Below are 19319 nucleotides of genomic sequence, written 5' to 3' on the forward strand. Positions count from 1 at the left end.
GCTCCGGCAAGCATACCGGCTTTCTGGCGCAGGCGGTGCTGCGCAGCCTGCCAAAGGATGACTACATCCAGCCGGCGCATCCGGTGCAGCAAAGCGTGCTGCAAACCTTTGCGGAAATGGTCAACTACCCGGCTGAAAAAGTCGTCATCGGAATAGATGGCTGTTCGGCGCCGGTGTTCGCCGTACCGCTCTACCATGCTGCCTGGGGGCTGGCGCGGCTGGCAGACCCGCGCGGCCTGCCGGAAAAACGGGCTGAAGCCTGCCGGCGCGTCACCCGCGCCATGGCAGCCGAACCGTTTATGGTGGCCGGCCCGGATCGGTTTGACACGCTGGCAATGGAAGCCGGTCAGGGTAAATTCATTTGCAAAGCCGGGGCGGAGGGCTATCAGGCAATTGCGGTCATGCCCGGCGCATTGGGCGAAAACAGCCCCGCATTCGGGATTGCCTTCAAAGTGGCGGATGGTGACCCTGCCGGACGAGCGCGCCCGGTCATCGCGGTGGAGATTTTACGCCAGTTAGGGCTGCTCACTCAGGAGGATATTCGTACCGGACTGGCTAAAGTGGCAGCCCGTCCGCTAACCAACTGGCGCGGACTGGAAATTGGCGAAATCCGCCCGGTGTTCCGTTTGAACTTGAATTGGGGATGAATTGGATGCAGCCTTCCACCCCCCCGCCCGAACTTGCCCGTCGCGCTGCGGAAATTCACCGCCGCCTGCTGGAAGTTTACGGCCGTCCCGAATGGCGCCAGCCCTTACAGCCGTTGGACGAACTGGTTTCGACCATCCTTTCCCAAAACACCAATGACCGCAACCGGGATGCGGCGTTTGAAGCGCTGAAAGCCCGCTTTCCGACCTGGGAAGCGGTACGGGATGCACCAACAGAGGAGGTTATCGAAACCATCCGGCCGGCCGGGCTGGCCAATCAAAAGGGGCCGCGCATTCAGACCGTTCTGCGCCAGATTACTGCCGAACGCGGACGATTGGAACTGGATTTTTTACGCGAATACCCGCCGGAAGAGGCGCATGCCTGGCTGATGCGTTTCAACGGCGTTGGGCGCAAAACGGCCGCCATTGTGCTGCAATTTGCGCTGGATAAGCCCGCCTTCCCGGTGGATACGCATATTTACCGCGTCAGCGGGCGGCTGGGTCTGCGCCCCCCCGCTATGACGGTGGAGCAGGCGCATGACCATCTCGCCGCGCTTTTCCCGCCGGAAGATTACGGCCCGGCTCACCTCAACCTGATTCGGCTGGGGCGCGAGGTGTGCCATGCCCGCAAGCCGGACTGCCCGCGCTGTCCGCTGCGCGATTTATGCCCATACCCGGCACAATCAAACGAAATTGAATGACTTTTCTAAATTAACGTCAGTTCGGAATAAATCCTTTTTTCATCCGATTTAGAATTTTTCCCCCTCCTGCGCCTCCCCCAATATCGCTAAAGCGAAATTGGGGGAGGTTGGAGGGGGTGCATCTCGCTGCTGGTTAGGTTTTGTGCTTATCCCGACCAGATGTTATAAATAACTACTGCGAAAGCGGCGCAATAAAAACCTGATTGCCAAAGGCTAACACCAAATTGCGCGCCATGGTTACGCGGAAGGCGGTTGCCGGGCGGGCGGGTACAGGGGTTGCTCCGTCCTGCAGAGGGCGAATCTCCTGCACAAAGGTCATTCCCAGGCTGAACTGATAAACCGCCGGAAGCGCCGGATTCAACACATATAATGACGGCTCGGGCGGCTGAGTAGCTTGAATCTGGCTCAAATTGACCCCTAGACGATCCAATTCTTCCACCGGTTCACCCGCCCGGCTGACGCGATAGGGGTACGGATCATTACAGCGGGTGGGTGTAGAACTGATACTGCTGTAAGTACACAGCACCATTCCGCTATCTTCCCGTAGAATATACAGGTCATTCTGGTAAATCGCAATGTCCACCGCATTGGAAAGGTCGGGGATGACATCCCCAAAAAACAGACGCGGCCCTGCCAGCGGATCGCTGAAATCCACCCCCTGCCCATCGAAGCGCCAGACCGCATTGGAACGCGGATCCAGTAAGTGCAGCAGCCCGGGCGAATAAATCATCGCCCGTAATTCCCCCCAACCGGCATCCGGCGGGCGCAGAGGGATGGCGCTGGTCTTATTGGCATCCAGGGAACAGTACAACAAATTGCCAAACGCATCTATGCCCATCACCACTGCGTCAAGAGTATTGGGAACAGGGGCAGCGGCAATATCCACCAGCGGCCCAATGATTAAACCGCCTACCAGATTTGGTCCACAGAAAAAGCGGCTGTCCACCTCATAACCCGGCCGGGTATACACCAACCGAATCACCCGTCCGCTGGATTGATCCAGCAGGTATAAATCTTCAGAGGGGGTAGAAACAATCCGGGTAATGTTGACTTTATTGTCAAAAGGCATTGGCAGCAATGCCGAAAACTCCAGCCGACGGATGCCTTCCAGTTGATCCACTGCCGTCAAAATCTGCCGGCGCAGATTGCGCATTCGTTCAGAATTGCCAAATTCGGCGGCCTGATCCAGATAACCCAACGCAGCCTCATAATTGACCCGTTTCATTAACACATCGTTCTGGGCATCGGCCTGAGCCATCATTTGTTCGGCCTGCGCAATGAACAGGCGGTGCTGTTCGCCGCGTCCTTGCTGCCAGTATGCGGTCATGGCAATAGCAACCACAATCAACGGCACCACCACAGCAATGAACAACATGGCACTGTTGGAAAGAGCCGGCAGCCGCTCAGCCTTACCGGGCAACATCCGCGCCGTCCAGCGCGAAAGCGCTGCCCCGCTGCGCTGGCGGAAAGCCTGCCAGCCATGCAGGACACGGCTTACCCATCCGCCTGCCTTGCGCGCTGCTGGAGAAATTTGTTTGATCAACGGAGAAACAGCCGGTTGAGATGTTTCAACAGCAGCCTTTTGTGGAATCTCAGACGGTGAGACATTTTCCATCTCCACGGTGGATTGTGTGACCGGAGAGGCTTTTTTCTGCGTAACCTGTACCTGCATCCTCCCAAACCGATCCCGCAAGCGTTGCGTCAGACCGCCTTCAGGGGCATCCTCTGGTTCCTTTTCACCGGCAAGGTACACCGCCCGTTTGGTGTCCTGCAGCTGCTCTTTGTGCGTGGTAGTTTGTGCGGCAGGCTGCACTGCCGGCATTGCTCCGGGTTTTTCTTTTTGGTCAGGGGGTGATTCAACCGTTCGCATGAGCGGGGAGAGTTCCGCCTCTCCGGTGCGCAGGTTGCGAACGTGAATTTCACCGGCCCCTTTACGGGTTCGCAGCATGATAAAACCGAGGTTTTCATCTGCCTGTACCAGCAAACGGCGGCGCAAATTATCCAGTGACAGTTGTGTACTGCCAAGCAGGGTCTGCCGCGTCCAGTTTTGTGGCGGCTGAACACACAACAAAGCCAGATCACCCGCCTGAAAGGTGCAACGATAATAACGTACGGCTGCCGTGCGGCTGATCCCCAATCCTCGCCCGGCTCCCTGCGGATCATGATAATGTTCAACGGTCTGGGCATTGATTATAAATGAGTGAACCGGACCACAATGAGCCAGATAAAGCATTTCCTCGTGCAAAACCGCCACAATCATCAACCCCAGCAGCGGATTGCCTTCCTTTGCCTGACGCAGATTGCGCGCCAGCAAACGCTCATTGATTTGATCGGCAACGGCTTTCATGGCACTGGTCACCGGACCGCGCGTAGCATAATACACCCGGCTAAGTTTTTCCAGCATCTCAGCCGGCGCACCCTGCAGCAGACTGCCCCGTTCTGCCAGTTGCAGCAAGATCACCAACCGGTCTTTTTCCCGTCCACGCGCGGCGCGCTTGGGCGGCAGGCTGGTGAACAACCCCGGTAAATCGCTCTCTTCTTTACCCTGCAGACGATTGTATTTGAAAACGGTCAGATCGAACACTGGCAAGCCTTTAGCACAGAGTCAAGCACGATGAATTTATTATACCCTTCCGTTCAGTTTGCAACTTTTGTGCCAGACCGTTAAAACGGGTTACTCGCCAATTATGCCGGTGATTTTTTCGATGACTTCCGCATCAGCCCGCATTAAACCAGCTGGCGGCAGGCGTTTCACCATCACCTTCCAGAGCGGATTTCGTCGAAATACAGCCTGAAAGATTGGCAAAGCCTCCTCCAAACGTCCTAAATCAGCGAGAGTAACCGCCTGCCAGAAGAGAATTTCTTCATTTTCGGGCAGCAAATCAGCCGCGCTGCGGTAGGCCTGCATGGCCGCTTCGGTATCGCCAGCCCCCAACAAGGCATCCCCTCGGTTCATCCAATCGTAAGCGCTATGCACGGTCAACAGCCGGCGTAGTTCTGCTAACGGCTGAGGGTGATCATCCACCCGTAAATTCACCCGCACGCCCTCCCAGGGTTGATCGGTGCGTTCACCAGCCACCACCAGCAGGCAGGCGCTCTGCTGACCGCGCAAGTCCCCGCCTTCTGCCTGAGCCGCTTCCAGTGCGGTCATCAGCCGTTCTGCCAGATTGCCCTTTGTGCCGCGGAAAGCCTCTGCCATGGCACCCCACACCGTTGCGGAAGCCATCATATTGGCCTGGGTCGAAAAGTCCTCTCCCAAAAAATGACCGGCTTCCGCTACGCAACGCGAGCCGGTATGCACCGCAGACCGCCCGGCGACATCCAGCATGGCCACCTGACGCACCTCGCGTTCCTCATCAGCCGCCAGCAAAGCTTGCAAAGCAGTCGGTGCGGGAATGCCTGCCCGCAGGAGTGCCAACCCCTGCGGCCCATAAGCGACCTGTACCAGCGCCTGCGTGGCGACCACCCCAACCCCGGCTTCTCCCCATGCAACGATGGAACCCACCGAGAACCAGTGGGATTGCACCGCCACCCCCATCTCACCCGTCTGTGGGTCACGAGCGACAATCGAGTAAGTATGGGCAAATGGAGCAGAGCGGTATCTCATGGATCAATCCTCCGCGGCAGGGACAGGCAATGGATTGGTAACCGTTTTCCGGCGGCCAGCCAGACCTTCCAATCCAACCACCAGGCCAAACCCCGCAACCGCTACAGCGATGACCAGCATGGTTTGCCCTTCCCACACCGGCAGGATATTGATATAGGGCTCAGCCAAATCGGCAGTTGCTAGTTCCATCTTCCAGGGCCACAACTTTCGCAGCGAACCAATCATCAACCCAATCATCAGGGTGATGGTAGCATCATGAAAGCGTCGGAACAGCCACCCCAAGACACGGGAAAACAACGAAATTCCAACCACCGCTCCCAGTAAAAATACCACCAGCCGGGGGATATCCAGGCCGGTTACGGCTGCCAGAACGTCCTGATACTTGCCCAACAGAACCAGAATAAACGCGCCGGAGATGCCGGGTAAGATCATGGCGCAAATCGCAATCATTCCGCTCAGGAAAAAGGCAAGCCAGGTGTCCGGCGTATCCATCGGCACCAGCCCCACCACCAGATAGGTGATAATTGCTCCGGCGATTAGCAGTAACAAATTGCCGGCTTTCCACACCCGCACCCGCCGTGAAACCACCAGCGCCGATGCCGCCACCAGCCCAAAAAAGAAAGCCCACACAAATAAGGGCTGGGTTTCCAGCAGATTTTCCAGCAGGTGTGCCAGGCTAACCGCTCCCGCAAAGATACCCAGCACCAGCGCCAGCAGAAACTTCCATGGCAGTTCGTCCAGCAAACTTTTGAATTGCAGCCGGAAGACTCGCTGTAAATGGCGCAAATCCGCCACCTCGCGGATGGACTGGATCAATTCCTCATAAATTCCCACCAGCAGAGCCACCGTCCCGCCGGATACTCCCGGTACGGCATCTGCTGTCCCCATCAAAAAACCGCGCAAAGTGACGGACAGATACTCTGCCAGCGAACGGCGCTCAGGTTTCAGGTTCTCGTTTTCCATAGTCTTAATTTCAGTTAATCCTTTCTCAGGCATCCAGTTGATAAGTAGAAAATACACTGCTGCACGGGTTGCCCCAGCAGGCGTGCATTTGTCGGTTGGTCAGGTCAATCGTCAAAGCGGTGATGGTCTTTTCCCGGTCGAGCGGGTCACCGATCACAGCATGATTGCAAATCGAGTCCGGGTGATTGACATGATCTTTTTGAATGGCTTGCAAAGAGCGGATGGTGTGCTTTTCCTGCTGAGCCAGCAGACGTTTCGCACGCAAATATCGCACTCGGGTACTGATTAATTCATCCGGTTCGCTTTCAATGACCCGCATCTGAGGATCGAGATAGTGATTGGTATGTACCAGCACGCCGTTTTCTGCCGGGAGAATGGCAAACTGACGCGCAGAAACCTCCACCGAATACATTTCTCCGCTTTCGTGTGCCAGCAAATGATTGTAACCGGCGGCGCGGTGCGGAGCCAGCATGTGACGGATGGCTTCACCCGGCGTGCGGGCTGCCAGTACAGCACGCGAAACAATAATGCGCGGAATGCCAATCCGGCTGTCGGTCGGATAGACCGAGTCGCAGCACTGGGCAATTCCATATGCATTGAAGCCGATGTTGGGCAGCAATCCGCCATAGGTCATTGCCAGAAAAGGCGGTTCATTATCCGGTCTGGCATGAATCAGGTACACATCTGCCTCATCCTCAGGCAGCCAGTCCTCATTGTGGGCAATCAGGACACGGTCGTTGGTCGTGCGCTCCTGGCTGACCGCCATGCTGGTACATTTGGTGAGATGGAGGGCATCCATTGTTACCGCTTCCATCGCATTCAGCATGCCGAGGTCATCCAGGCCAACATTTGCACCTTCTGCCATGCCGCGCAGTTCTTCAACATATTGCGGATAACGCTCTTCGGCAAACGGCATATACTTACGCGCCTGAATCAGAGCGCCTTCCCAATCCAGTTGAAGGGTATCGTAGGCATCGGCCAGTAATTTTCGGGCGTTCTCAATGCTGTGCTGAATCTGCTGGCGGCATTCTTCACCAATTTGCCGTCCCATTTCACGATGAGAACCGGCTACACGCACCAGTTTCAAGAAGCGCTGCTCTGCAGATGCCTTTTCTACATTATTTTCCCGCTTATCCATGCCAGAGATTTTACCATACCCTCTCCCACGCCGGAATGAAGCCCCTTACACTTGCCTTTTTTGAGATTCATATCTACAATAACCCTTAGGGTTGTATTTAAGAATTCATGCTGCCAGAATTCAGGCGGGTTCGTCGTGCAGCGGGAGGAATTTTCAATGTCCAGCACAAAAACAGGCCGAAAACTAAAAATTCTTTTGGTGGATGATGACGCCGACACCCGGCAACTGGTCACAATGATTATCGAAAAAGCCGGACACAAAATCCAAACCGCCGGGCATGGTCAGGCTGCCCTGACTTTGCTGGAACACGAAACTTTCGACATCATCCTGCTGGACATCATGATGCCTGAAATTGATGGGTTGAATGTGCTGGAATCGATTCGACGCGTTTCCACGGCCCCGGTCATTATGTTGACCGCTCTTTCAGACGCCGGAATTATGGAACAGAGTTACTTCATGGGCGCGGATGACTACATCGTCAAACCGTTTGCCATGTCCAAATTGCTGGAACGGATTGACCGGGTTGCCCGCACCCTTCCCCCACAGGAAACGCCCACACCTTCGGGCTGGAGTTCCAACTATCAATTGAATCTGGATAATAACACGCTCGTGCGGGGCGGCATCATGATTGATCTCAACCCCACCGAAGCGCGACTGCTCTCCTGTTTGATGGATAACGTCTACTCCGAGGTCCCCATCCTCACCCTGTACGAGGCCGGCTGGGGCGGAGAAGTGCTGCCGCAGCGCACTGTTCAGGCGCTGGTTGAAAATACGATTCGCAGCCTGCAAAATAAACTGGAAGAAGACCCCCAGAATCCACAACTCATCACCCGCACCGAAAACGGCTTTTGTTTCATTCCCGAGGGATGAACTCTCTGGGCAATTAACCAGCCCGTCTGCACTTCATTACCGGTCTCCTCATGCAAACCAATCCACCTTCGAGTTTAAATTCCTCCGCCCGCTGGCTGGCATTGGCCGGGGTCGGTATGGGCGTGCTGATGGCAACCCTTGACTCCAGCATCGTCAATATTACCCTGCCAGCCTTTGTAGAGATTTTCAAAGCCAGTTTTGCTACCGTTCAGTGGGTGATTCTGGCATACATCCTGGTGATTACCTCGCTCTTGCTGGGGGCAGCTCGCCTGGGGGATATGTTCAATAAGAAATATCTTTACCTGATCGGGCTGGCACTCTTTACCTTTGGTTCGGTTCTTTGTGCGCTTTCCAGTAATATCTACTGGTTGATCGTCTGCCGCGCCGTGCAGGGGTTGGGGGCTGTCTTCACTCAGGCGCTGGGTATTGCGATCATCACCCAAATTTTCCCTGCTCAGGAACGCGGCCGCGCTCTTGGAATGATGGGCAGCATCGTTTCGATTGGGGTTGCCCTCGGCCCGCCGCTGGGCGGCTTGATTTTGAGTGTGGCTTCATGGCACTGGATTTTTCTGGTCAATTTACCCATCGGGCTTGCAGCCCTGCTGATTGTTTACCGCTTCATTCCCGGTCTGCCCCCTGCCCGGCCAGATCAGCAATTTGACCGTTGGGGCGGTTTGTTGCTCTTTCTCACCCTCGGCCTGTATGCTTTTGGCATGACCAACGGTCAGCAAGCCGGTTTTAACCAGCCAGTTGTTGCCCTCTGCCTGGCCGCTGCAGGAGTTGGTTTGCTAACCTTTCTGCTGCTCGAATCCCGCATCAGCCAGCCCATGGTGGACCTGCGCCTTTTCCGCAACATTTTATTCAGCATGAATTTGATGATGGCCTTTCTGGTCTTTATTGTCATGGCAGGCATGTTCATTCTGCCTTTTTACCTGCAGCTGGTGCTCAAGCTTTCCTCTACCATGATTGGCCTCTTGATGATGGTGCACCCGATTGGGATGGGGATTGTTGCCCCGCTGGCCGGTTCACTTTCCGACCGCTTTGGGTCGCGGCTCATCAGTCTTTTTGGTCTGATTACCATTGCGGCCGGCTGTCTGGCGCTTTCCACCGTTCGAGAAGGAATGACCCCGCTGCAATTCTTCCCACGCACCCTGTTGTTCGGCATCGGTATGGGACTTTTTCAGGCCCCAAACAACAACGCCGTCATGAGCACCGTTCCCCCCGAGAGGCTGGGAATTGGCTCTGGATTGCTGGTGCTTTCCCGTACGTTAGGGCAGACCACCGGCTTGCCCTTGATGGGCGCGTTGTTCACCTCCAGTGTGCTGATGGTGGGTGGATTACCGTCCGGCACCGACATTACCCTGGCGGGTGTCGCCGCGTTGGTTGGAGGACTGCAGCGTACCTATCACATCGCTGCTGTGTTTATTTTGACTTCCACCCTGATCGCCGTGGTAGCGCTGTGGGTAGATCAACGCCGCAAAAAAATGCAAACCTTAACAGAACCGCTGGCACGGGTTGATTGATATTCATTTTCCGATTAAGATAGACCTGTTCCACATTCTGCTCAGCCAAAGGAGAACTGATAACTCATGGAAGATACCAGCCGCAACGACATCCGCCGATTGCTGAAAGTGTTTGGCGTCCAGGCAGACGAAATGATTTTGCGCCATCTTATCGAGAACCCGCACGCCCCCGCCTTGAAATTGCGCATCAAAATCGAAGACCTGACCGATTACGGCGATCACCCGCCCGCTAAACCGCTCTCGTTTGAGGTTGAAGGCGAGATTCGCCGTCAGGCATAAGCTTTAGCAAACATCATCTCAAGCGCATCGAGGCAGCCTTTGAATCCATCTTCCCAGACAGAAATCACAGCCGCGCCTGCCAGCACTGCAGCAGTCGGAGAATCAACCTTCCGCGCCGGAAAAGTCAGCGCCATTGCTGCCGCCCATGGCGTGCATGATACCTATCAGGCTTTCCTGCCGCCACTTTTGCCTCTATTGATTGAAAAATTCTCGCTGATCAAAACCGAAGCCGGCCTGCTCTCGGTGTTCATGACTGCTCCATCTCTGCTGCAACCGTTTATTGGATATCTGGCAGACCGACGCTCTCTGCGCATTTTCGTCATCCTAACCCCGGCCCTGACCGCCCTCGCCATGAGTCTGGTGGGCATTGCACCGTTTTACTGGCTTGCCGCCATGTTGTTGCTGATTGCCGGTTTGAGTTCTGCCAGCCTGCACGCCACCGGCCCGGTGTTGGCAGGTCGTCTTTCTGCCAGCCGTTTGGGACTGGGGATGAGCTTCTGGATGGTCGGTGGTGAATTGGGACGTACTCTAGGTCCGATCATCATCGTTGCGGCGGTTTCCACCCTGGGTGTTCAACGGACACCCTGGCTGGCAGTTGGAGGTGTGCTGGTTTCGCTTTGGATGGCCTATCAGCTGCGTCACTTGCCGCGTCGTCATCCCGAAAGCCATCAAGCCCTCCCATGGAAGAAGGCCATCATCACCATGCGCCCGGTGCTGATTCCCCTCTCCATTATTCTGGTAACCCGCGCGCTGGCCTTCGTGAGCGTTTCGACCTATCTGCCCACTTTTCTGACCGAGGAGGGTGCCAGCCTGATGCTGGCCGGCGCATCTCTTTCTGTGCTGGAAGCGGCCGGTGTCATTGGAGCGATGATTTCCGGCTCACTCTCCGACCGCATCGGCAGACGGCCGGTGATGACTTTTTCTCTAATCAGCACATCTCTGTTCATCTTCCTGTTGCTCAACCTGCGCGGTTGGCTGCAGTTTCCCGCCCTGCTTGGGCTGGGGTTCGGTCTACTTTCGATGACCCCGGTGGTGATGGCCATCGTGCAGGAAAGCTTTCCCGAAAACCGCGCCCTGGCAAATGGCATCTACATGGCAGTTTCATTTGTCAGCAGTTCGTTTGCAACGCTGGCAATCGGCGCAATTGGCGATTTGTTCAACCTGCGCACCGCCTACCTGCTGAGCGCGGTTCTCGTGCTGGTCGGCCTGCCTTTTTTGTTCCGCCTGCCCGGCAGCCGGAAAACTTTAAAATCATAATCAGAGGTAACCATGACAGAATTGCACGGTTTTGTTTTGTTAGAAGAACGTTTCATTGGTGAATACAATACCCGCGCCCGCCTGTGGGAGCACCGGCAAAGCGGAGCGCAGCTGCTTTCTCTCGAAAATGACGATGAAAACAAAGTGTTTGGGATTGCTTTCCGCACCCCGCCACCCGATTCCTCCGGTGTGCCTCACATCCTGGAACATTCGGTGTTGTGCGGTTCTCGGAAATACCCCGTCAAAGAGCCGTTTGTGGAATTGATGAAGGGATCGCTCAACACCTTCTTAAATGCAATGACCTATCCGGATAAAACCCTCTATCCGGTTGCCAGCACCAATCTCAAAGATTTTTACAACCTGATTGATGTGTATCTGGACGCAGTTTTCCATCCTCTCATTTCGCCTTTCACCCTTTATCAGGAAGGTTGGCACTATGAACTGGAAGACCCGCAGGGTGAAATGACTTTCAAGGGCGTTGTGTTCAACGAGATGAAAGGGGCATATTCCTCACCTGATTCCGTGCTGGCTGAAGAAAGCCAGCACGCCGTCTTTCCGGACACCATTTACCGTTATGACAGCGGCGGCGAACCCGAGGCCATTCTTTCACTAACTTACGAAAAATTCCGCTCGTTCTACGAAACCTATTATCATCCCAGCAATGCCTTGATTTACTTTTACGGAGACGATGACCCCGAACAACGTCTGAAGTACATGAATGAAGCGCTCCAGGAATATACCCGCCGCGAAATTCCGGTTGAAATTCCACTGCAGCCGCGCTTCAGCAGCCCGCAGAAAAAAGAAGTCTTTTACGACAGCGGTGATGACCCCAACGCCAAAGCCCAGATCACCCTCAACTGGCTGCTCGTTGAAAGCGGCAACATCGAAGAAATTTTGGCGCTGCACATTCTGGATCACGCCTTGATCGGCACGCCTGCTTCACCCTTGCGGAAAGCGCTGATCGATTCGGGTCTGGGAGAGGATTTAACCGGTGCTGGTTTTCAAACCGGCTACCGCCAAACCATGTACTCTGTCGGGCTGAAAGGGGTGGCGGAGCAGAACACCGAACAGGTGGAGCGTTTGATTTTGGAAACGCTGACTGAGATTGCAGAAAACGGCTTTGACCCCGAAACGCTGCGCGCCTCGCTGAACACCGTGGAGTTCAGTTTGCGCGAAAACAACACCGGTTCGTACCCACGCGGTCTGGTGATGATGCTCAATGCTGTGGAAAACTGGGTGTATGGTCACAACCCGATTGATGCGCTGGCATTTGAAGCCCCGCTGAATGCCATTAAGCAACGGTTTCAGGCCGGCGAACGCTTCTTTGAAAACCTGATTCGCCAGCATTTTTTGGAAAATCCGCACCGTGTCAGCCTGGTTTTACGCCCTGACCCGCAGCTAGGTCAGCAGCGCGCTGCCGCCGAACAGCAGCGCTTACACCAGGCGCGCGCCCAGATGACTCCCCAGCAAATTGAAGAAATTGTCCAGATTACCCGCGAACTCAAACGCCGGCAGGAAACCCCCGACAGCCCCGATGCGCTGGCAACCATCCCGATGCTCACCCGCGCCGATTTGGAACCGAAGATCAAGACCATCCCCAGTGAGGAAATTCAGCTGGCGGAAAGCAAAATCCTCTACCATGACCTGTTCACTAACGGCATTCTCTATCTGGATTTGGGGTTTGACCTGCACACCCTGCCGCAGGAATGGCTGCCCTACCTGCCCATATTCAGCCGTGCCTTGCTGGAAACCGGCACACGCGACCTGACCTTTGTTCAGTTGCTCCAGCAAATTGGGCAGCGTACCGGGGGCATTTACCCCACCACCCTGTTTTCCATGTCGCGCCACACCCGCCAGCCAGCTGCATGGTTATTCCTGCGCGGTAAAGCCATGACGGATCAGGCCGCCGATCTGCTTGCCATCCTCAAAGAGGTATTGACCAGCGCCCGCCTGCACGATCGGGAGCGCATCCGCCAGATGGTGCTGGAAAACAAAGCCAGCATGGAATCGGGTATTGTTCATGCCGGCCATCGGGTGGTGAATACCCGCCTGAAGGCACGCTTCAACGAAGCCGATTGGGCCGCCGAGCAAACCAGCGGAGTCAGCCAATTGTTCTTCCTGCGCGACTTGTTGGGAAAAATAGACACCGATTGGGAAAGTGTCCATCAGACCCTCGAATCCATCCGCAGCGCACTCATTCAGCGCTCGGTTGCTGTTTGCAACATCACCCTCGATTCGGCCAACTGGCAGAAGATCCGCCCATTCGTGGAGGACTTTCTCAGTAATCTGCCGCAAGGGCAAACCAGCCGCCATCCCTGGGCAACCGGCAAACTGCCTGATCTGGAGGGGCTGTCCATGCCGTTGCAAGTCAACTTTGTGGGCAAAGGCGGCAATCTGTATGAACTCGGTTACGCCTTTCATGGTTCCGCGCTGGTCATCGTTCCCTACTTGCGCGGAAGTTACCTGTGGGAAAAAGTGCGCGTCCAGGGCGGCGCATACGGCGGCTTTGCCGTATTTGATCAGCAATCCGGCAATTTCAACTTCCTTTCCTACCGCGACCCCAACCTGGATCAGACTCTGCAAGCCTTTGACAAGACCGCCGATTACCTGCGCAAACTGGAATTAAGCGAAAGTGAATTGACCAAAGCCATCATCGGTGCCATCGGCGAGGTGGACGCCTATCAATTGCCGGACGCCAAGGGTTACACCGCATTGGTTCGCCACCTGCTGGGCATAACCGACGAGGACCGCCAGCGCATTCGCGAGCAGATTTTGAATACCTCGCAGCAAGACTTTCGCCAATTTGGCGATGTATTGGAAGGACTTAGCCAGCGAGGAGCGATTGTGGCTCTGGCAGCCCCACAGGTATTTGAAAGCAGCAAACTAGCCGGTCAAATAACCCTTCTTAAGATATTGTAAATCGAGATTACCTCCTCTTTCGCTCCCGCTTCTTCCAGTGGATCAGCGGGAGCGTTTCTTTACAAAACAAGTCCAACGACCTTAATCCAATGATACAATCTAACATCGGTAATCCAGATTCATGGTAAAAACACAACAGCCATTCCCTTGATATTGGAAACCGAACAATCTCTTTCTCCCGAAGAATCGTTCAACAAACCTCCATCACAACGCGTTTTGGAAGTCATTGGGTTATTTCTCAAATTGGGTTTTACGGCTTTTGGCGGTCCGGCTGCCCATGTTGGTTTGATGCACGAAGAGGTGGTGAGAAGGCGCCGGTGGATTACCGACCAGCATTTCCTGGATTTGTTGGGAGCCACCAACCTGATTCCGGGTCCAAACTCCACTGAAATGGCCATCCACATCGGGTTCACCCGCGCAGGCTGGGCTGGTTTGTTAGCTGGCGGATTTTGTTTTGTACTCCCTGCCTCGCTGATGGTGTTGGGCCTGGCATGGTTATATGTTCACTACGGTTCCATGCCGCAAGTCGAATGGTTGCTCTACGGCATCAAACCGGTAATGATTGCCATCATTGGACAGGCATTGTGGAACCTGGGTAAAAAAGCTGTAAGATCAACCGCACTGGCTCTTTTGGGCATAGCCGTGATGACGCTTTATTTTTTAGGTGTCAATGAAATTGGGCTGCTTTTTGGAGGTGGGATTGTTTACATGGTTTATTCCAACCTGAAACGGTTGCACAAAGTTAACTTCTCCGTGCTGTCAATACTCCCTTTAGGAGGATTAAGCGGGCTGATGAGCCTTGCAAATCCCATTGTACCGTTCAGTTTACCGCTCCTCTTTTTTACTTTTCTTAAGATTGGGTCTATTCTTTACGGAAGCGGGTACGTTCTGCTGGCATTCCTGCGCACCGATTTTGTGGTACGGTTTGGCTGGTTAACCGATCAGCAGTTGATTGATGCCGTTGCCATTGGACAGATAACCCCGGGGCCTTTGTTCACAACAGCGACATTCATCGGATACCTGCTTGCAGGCATCCCCGGGGCCATTCTGGGTACTTTGGGCATCTTTCTTCCGTCGTTCATTTTTGTTGTTCTTTCCAACCCGCTCATCCCTCGTATCCGCAATTCTGTATGGGTCAGCAGTCTGCTGGATGGCGTCAATGTTACTTCACTGGGTTTGATGGCTGCAGTTACTTATCAATTGGGTCAAGCGTCCTTAATTGATCTTCCCACCCTGTTGATTGCTTTGATTTCGCTTGCCTTGCTCATTCGATTTCGAATCAACTCCACATGGTTGATTGTCGGAGGTGCATTGATTGGCCTGTTGAGCAGAGCAATATAAAATTCCCAAAAAAATCTTCTAACAACACAGACGATCATTTTTCCAGGGCATTCCCACTTCAACCTGCCAGTTGAAGTAAGAACTGCGGCACCCAGAACTTACCCATCCCGAAGAGAGAAAGGGTAATGCTGGTCAGCAGCATCACCACGCCAAATCCAATTAACAACCGGTCGCGGGTGCGGTAATGCAGCTCCTCCAGCCAGGTACGCGGCCCTACTCCAAAGGCGCGCAAGTCCATGGCGTCAATGATGTCCTCACTGGAAACGATGGCATGAATGGTGACCGGAACAATCAGTGGAGCCAGTTTACGCACCTGCGCCACCAGCCCGCCGCTTAACTTTTCCAATTCGTAGCCACGTGCCCGCTGTGCATCCCGTGTGAGCATGAAATCCCGTCCAAAAGAAGGGATAAAGCGCATGGTCAGGTCCATGCCATAGGCTACCTTATCCGGCAGCCCCAGTCCTTTGAAAATAATCCCATAATGAGCGGGATTGAGGGAATAGGGAATCAGGATGGTCATGCTGGCCAGACTGAATACCCTGACCAGCATCGAGACGGCATACATCGTTTTCTCAGCCGTCACCGTAAGGGTCGGCCGCCAGCCCAGCAGGGTAAAACCTGCTTCCCAGCGGGTAATCAGATGTTCTTCGGTGTACAGCTCAATACCGCCGCGGCCGGTTAAAAAGGTCAGGAAAGAGAAAAAGATCACGAAGCCCCCGATGAACAGCCACGCCCGGCGCATTTCCGAAAACTTGATCCCCGAGGTTAACACCACCAGCATTGCCATGGCAAACAGTACCATGAGGTAACGCAGATCCCAAAACAACACCGTACAGGCAATGTAGCAGGCGAAAAAAATGATCCAGGCGCGCGGGTCGAAGGATTGGATCAGGGATTTACGGGGTTTATAACGCCACGTGACCAGCATCGGGGGCTATGTCCTTTCCTTTCAAGGGGTTATCGTCCAGTTTGACGCTGGACAGAAGAATAAGCTGCCACCAATAGAGGAACCAGAATAGCGGCAAAGATCGAGTTCGGGCCGGCAGCCGGTAAAAACTCGCCAACGATAGCCACCGCCGGCGGATAGCCATTGATCCAGATATCCGATATGGCAGCAAATCCAATTCCGATGAAGTTGCCCAGCAGGCTCCACGCCACAGCAGCAGTTACTTCCGGGTTTTTGTTGAATACCGCCGTGAAACGGATGCCGACCACCAGCAAAAAGCCGACAATGGCGGAAAGCCCTGCAAACCATGAGATGGTCGCATCCCCGAAGATGCCGGCTTCGGGATCGAAGAACATCATGTTGGGAACATTGCGGTTAAGGAAGAAGACCAGCGTCGCCAGCAGTGCCAGAATGAAACTGACCACCAGGACAGTATTGACACCCTTCTGGCGGTCTTTGAACAGCAACGCCATGCCCGCCACCATGCCGATCAAGCCATTGCCCACCGACCACTGCGGCGAAAGGCCGAAACCCGTCAGGGCGTCCCCGAACATGTTGCCCACCGCGCCGGTGAAAAAGCCCACCGACGGCCCAAAGGCAAAGCCAAAAAACATGGGAATGGCCACCGCCGGGCGCAGCGCCACCTGACTGACCGAAGGCACGGCGAACACGGTACCGTTGAACAGAAACGAGAGCACGGCATACAAGGCAGCACCGATTGCCATATAGACCACCTCACGGGTGCCCACTTCCCAAATCTGGCTCTGGCGGGTCAACAGGTAAACGATAAAGACGATTAACAAACCGATACCCACAAAAGCGAAGCGAAGCACACCGGTTTCATCCAGCTGCAGGTCGGGGTTGATCATGCCGCCGATCCACACAATCAGCAGGAAGAAGACCAGAACAGCCACCAGCGAAACAATGACAGAAGTCAACTTGCGGTCCATCTTAATCTCTCCTTAGGCGAAAAGGTTTAAGCGTTCATTCGCCCGACGCCAGATAATGCGTCAGGGCTTCGGCACGGAAAAATTGTTGGGTTCTTGGATAGTATTTGAGATTGGTCTCCAGCAGGGAAGTTGGAAGCAGACGGCATTGCCGCAGCCGTTCAAGGTCACTGAGCACTTCAGCCGGTGCGCCGTCGGCAACGACCTGCCCATCGTTCACCAGCAGCACGCGGTTGGCATAAATCACCGCCATATCCAGATCGTGGGTGATGAACAGGATCGCCTCAAAACCGGGCATTTCCAGAATAGAATTCATGAAGTTCATGTAATTTTTGTAATCCTGCCCGGCGGTCGGTTCATCCATCACCAGAATTCGGGAGCGCATGGCGAGAATGGCCGCTATGCTGACCCGTTTTTGCTGGCCAAACGACATCGAAAGCGGCGGCGTTTTTTCATACCCCTGCAGGTTGACAATCTCGATTGCCTGACTCACCTCCTTTCGAATCTGCTCTTCAGGGTGCTTCAGATTGGTCGGTCCGAAAGCCAGTTCGTCATAAACAGTTGGGGCAAACAACATGTGGCTCGGACTCTGAAACACATAACCCAACGTTGAGGCAATTTCAGCCACACTCAACTGGTGGGTATCCTTACCATTGATTAACACTTTCCCGCGTTTGGGTTTGAGCAGCCCGATTGCATGTTTCACCAGCGTTGTTTTACCGGCACCATTCGGCCCCAGCACCGCAATGACATCTCCACGCCGAATTTGGAGATTGATTCCGTGCAACACCTCAGGTCCGCTTTCATACCCAAACGCCACATCCTTGAATTCAACCAGCGGACCACCCCCACTGTTGACTCCCGGCAGGATATTCAAGGGCGGCGGAGGCGGATCTTTGACCGCCAGTTCCATGATCATCGGTGCGGGCAGTTTTACTTCCCGGTAATCCACCCGTTCAACCAGATGCTGCGGGTCACCGTCGTACTGAATCTCGCCGTCTTTCATGAACAGCACCCGCTCCGGTTGAATGCGCAGCACATCTTCTACCCGGTGTTCCACCATCAGCACGGTCATACCCTCATCAGCAAGGCTGCGGATGACCTCCAACGCATCCTGCGCGCTGGCCGGATCCAGGCTGGCCAACGGCTCGTCCAATAGAAGAATCGAAGGTTTCATCGCCAGCACCCCTGCCAGCGCAACCTTCTGCTTTTCACCACCGGAGAGGTAATGGGTCTGCCGGTCACGCAGGTGAGCAATCTTCAAACGTTCCAGCGCTTCGTCCACTCGCCGACGGATTTCATCGCGGCTCAAGCCAAGGTTTTCCAACCCGAAGGCAACTTCGTTCATTACCATTGACCCGAGGATCTGGCGTTCGGGGTCTTGCAGAACAGTGCCCACCAGTTGGGAAATACGCGCCAATGGCAAACCGGCAATATCCTGCCCTTGAAGGTAAATTTTGCCGCTTAATTCGCCTTTGTAACTGCGTGGAATCAATCCATTGATGCAGCGTGCCAGCGTCGTTTTACCACAGCCGCTTGCCCCGGCAATCAACACCACTTGCGGTTGATCCACCGTCAGGTTGATGTTGCGAATCGCAAAATCCGAACGGCTGCGGTAACGAAACGATAAATTTTCAATGATAACCGGCGACGGCACCATCATAATCCCTCAACAATGTAAAATGCTGTAATGGCCGAAATGGATGTTTGTTTCAGAGTGCCCCTACTATAGCATGAGCGCGGATGTTCGTCAATTCCTCTGCCTGATCGTCGTGAAGCAGATAAGACAGAGGAATTATGGAAAATTAATAGAAATTCATCAACCATCTGCAAAAAATTTTAACAATTGAGGGATTGAAATTGTCGAAATAACATGATAATATGTAGATGTCAAACGTTCGGGTGCCCCCCTCACCCGGGCGTTTGACTTTTAATTCGCCTCAACCCGCTTTGAACGAAACCCAATTGAAAAGTCTGCGTATATAAATTACACAATATCCTGACAGGAAAGCAGGCAGTCATTATTATGGAAAACCCTTTCGTAAACCTCGAAAAATCCCCCGCAAATAACCCCCGCCGACATGGCGGATGGTTTGGAGTTATTCTGATTCTGGCAGGTCTTATCATCTTTGCCCAGCAGGCCGGCTGGCTTGGTCCGCGTGTCAACTGGTGGGCATTGTTTAT

The 19319-nt window shown here is 54.4% G+C and carries 15 protein-coding genes; 8 read left to right on the forward strand and 7 right to left on the reverse strand.

All coding sequences use genetic code 11. From position 1 onward, the window contains the following. Positions 1 to 647: asparaginase (locus tag ACWIZX_RS06505; protein WP_448335203.1), on the forward strand; the 647-nt coding region annotated here is incomplete at its 5' end. 5 nt (positions 648 to 652) lie between these two features. Beyond that, a complete protein-coding gene (locus tag ACWIZX_RS06510) occupies positions 653 to 1345 on the forward strand; it encodes an endonuclease III domain-containing protein (protein WP_448335204.1) in 693 nt (230 codons plus the stop codon). A gap of 172 nt (positions 1346 to 1517) precedes the next feature. Here the strand turns inward: ACWIZX_RS06510 and ACWIZX_RS06515 are convergent, their stop codons facing one another. The 4 genes from ACWIZX_RS06515 to ACWIZX_RS06530 form a co-directional block, all read right to left on the reverse strand. Next, complete coding sequence (locus tag ACWIZX_RS06515) at positions 1518 to 3929, reverse strand: hypothetical protein (protein ID WP_448335205.1); 2412 nt, start codon at positions 3927 to 3929, stop codon at positions 1518 to 1520. Between the two features lie 90 nt (positions 3930 to 4019). After that, positions 4020 to 4952 carry a DUF1028 domain-containing protein gene (locus ACWIZX_RS06520; RefSeq protein WP_448335206.1) on the reverse strand — a complete coding sequence of 311 codons (933 nt, stop codon included), beginning with the start codon at positions 4950 to 4952 and terminating at the stop codon, positions 4020 to 4022. A 3-nt stretch (positions 4953 to 4955) separates the two neighbouring features. Next, positions 4956 to 5915 carry a DUF368 domain-containing protein gene (locus tag ACWIZX_RS06525; protein ID WP_448335207.1) on the reverse strand — a complete coding sequence of 320 codons (960 nt, stop codon included), beginning with the start codon at positions 5913 to 5915 and terminating at the stop codon, positions 4956 to 4958. Positions 5916 to 5940: 25 nt separating this feature from the next. After that, positions 5941 to 7053: a C45 family autoproteolytic acyltransferase/hydolase gene (locus tag ACWIZX_RS06530; RefSeq protein WP_448335208.1), complete on the reverse strand. Its 1113-nt coding sequence runs from the start codon at positions 7051 to 7053 to the stop codon at positions 5941 to 5943. 156 nt (positions 7054 to 7209) lie between these two features. On the opposite strand from ACWIZX_RS06530, the gene ACWIZX_RS06535 reads away from it, so the two are divergent. The 6 genes from ACWIZX_RS06535 (at position 7210) to ACWIZX_RS06560 (ending at position 15242) form a co-directional block, all read left to right on the forward strand. Continuing rightward, entirely contained in the window at positions 7210 to 7923 is a 714-nt protein-coding gene (locus tag ACWIZX_RS06535; RefSeq protein ID WP_448335209.1) for a response regulator transcription factor, read from the forward strand. 50 nt (positions 7924 to 7973) lie between these two features. Beyond that, positions 7974 to 9446, forward strand: a complete 1473-nt coding sequence (locus tag ACWIZX_RS06540; RefSeq protein WP_448335210.1) for an MFS transporter — start codon at positions 7974 to 7976, stop codon at positions 9444 to 9446. A gap of 66 nt (positions 9447 to 9512) precedes the next feature. Further along, positions 9513 to 9725, forward strand: a complete 213-nt coding sequence (locus tag ACWIZX_RS06545) for a hypothetical protein (protein WP_322794044.1) — start codon at positions 9513 to 9515, stop codon at positions 9723 to 9725. A gap of 39 nt (positions 9726 to 9764) precedes the next feature. Further along, on the forward strand, positions 9765 to 10982 hold the full coding sequence (locus ACWIZX_RS06550; RefSeq protein WP_448335211.1) for an MFS transporter: 1218 nt from the start codon (positions 9765 to 9767) through the stop codon (positions 10980 to 10982). Positions 10983 to 10994: 12 nt separating this feature from the next. Beyond that, positions 10995 to 13901 (forward strand): insulinase family protein, encoded by a 2907-nt coding sequence (locus tag ACWIZX_RS06555; RefSeq protein WP_448335212.1) that lies wholly within the window; start codon positions 10995 to 10997, stop codon positions 13899 to 13901. Between the two features lie 147 nt (positions 13902 to 14048). Further along, on the forward strand, positions 14049 to 15242 hold the full coding sequence (locus tag ACWIZX_RS06560) for a chromate transporter (protein WP_448335213.1): 1194 nt from the start codon (positions 14049 to 14051) through the stop codon (positions 15240 to 15242). 58 nt (positions 15243 to 15300) lie between these two features. Here ACWIZX_RS06560 and ACWIZX_RS06565 read toward each other — a convergent pair whose 3' ends face one another. The 3 genes from ACWIZX_RS06565 to ACWIZX_RS06575 are packed head-to-tail and all read right to left on the reverse strand — an operon-like array spanning position 15301 to position 18798. Beyond that, positions 15301 to 16170, reverse strand: a complete 870-nt coding sequence (locus ACWIZX_RS06565) for an energy-coupling factor transporter transmembrane component T family protein (RefSeq protein ID WP_448335214.1) — start codon at positions 16168 to 16170, stop codon at positions 15301 to 15303. 29 nt (positions 16171 to 16199) lie between these two features. Beyond that, positions 16200 to 17138: an ECF transporter S component gene (locus tag ACWIZX_RS06570; protein WP_061914116.1), complete on the reverse strand. Its 939-nt coding sequence runs from the start codon at positions 17136 to 17138 to the stop codon at positions 16200 to 16202. A 34-nt stretch (positions 17139 to 17172) separates the two neighbouring features. Continuing rightward, on the reverse strand, positions 17173 to 18798 hold the full coding sequence (locus ACWIZX_RS06575) for an ABC transporter ATP-binding protein (RefSeq protein ID WP_322791997.1): 1626 nt from the start codon (positions 18796 to 18798) through the stop codon (positions 17173 to 17175). Between the last annotated feature and the right edge of the window lie 521 nt (positions 18799 to 19319).

The sequence above is a fragment of the Bellilinea sp. genome (assembly GCF_053501535.1).

What these genes read in the sequence shown, in the direction of transcription:
- ACWIZX_RS06510 (WP_448335204.1), top strand. Translation starts at nt 653, where the DNA reads ATGCAGCCTTCCACCCCCCCGCCCGAACTTGCCCGTCGCGCTGCGGAA.
- ACWIZX_RS06520 (WP_448335206.1), bottom strand. Translation starts at nt 4,952, where the DNA reads ATGAGATACCGCTCTGCTCCATTTGCCCATACTTACTCGATTGTCGCT.
- ACWIZX_RS06525 (WP_448335207.1), bottom strand. Translation starts at nt 5,915, where the DNA reads ATGGAAAACGAGAACCTGAAACCTGAGCGCCGTTCGCTGGCAGAGTAT.
- ACWIZX_RS06530 (WP_448335208.1), bottom strand. Translation starts at nt 7,053, where the DNA reads ATGGATAAGCGGGAAAATAATGTAGAAAAGGCATCTGCAGAGCAGCGC.
- ACWIZX_RS06535 (WP_448335209.1), top strand. Translation starts at nt 7,210, where the DNA reads ATGTCCAGCACAAAAACAGGCCGAAAACTAAAAATTCTTTTGGTGGAT.
- ACWIZX_RS06540 (WP_448335210.1), top strand. Translation starts at nt 7,974, where the DNA reads ATGCAAACCAATCCACCTTCGAGTTTAAATTCCTCCGCCCGCTGGCTG.
- ACWIZX_RS06545 (WP_322794044.1), top strand. Translation starts at nt 9,513, where the DNA reads ATGGAAGATACCAGCCGCAACGACATCCGCCGATTGCTGAAAGTGTTT.
- ACWIZX_RS06555 (WP_448335212.1), top strand. Translation starts at nt 10,995, where the DNA reads ATGACAGAATTGCACGGTTTTGTTTTGTTAGAAGAACGTTTCATTGGT.
- ACWIZX_RS06565 (WP_448335214.1), bottom strand. Translation starts at nt 16,170, where the DNA reads ATGCTGGTCACGTGGCGTTATAAACCCCGTAAATCCCTGATCCAATCC.
- ACWIZX_RS06570 (WP_061914116.1), bottom strand. Translation starts at nt 17,138, where the DNA reads ATGGACCGCAAGTTGACTTCTGTCATTGTTTCGCTGGTGGCTGTTCTG.
- ACWIZX_RS06575 (WP_322791997.1), bottom strand. Translation starts at nt 18,798, where the DNA reads ATGATGGTGCCGTCGCCGGTTATCATTGAAAATTTATCGTTTCGTTAC.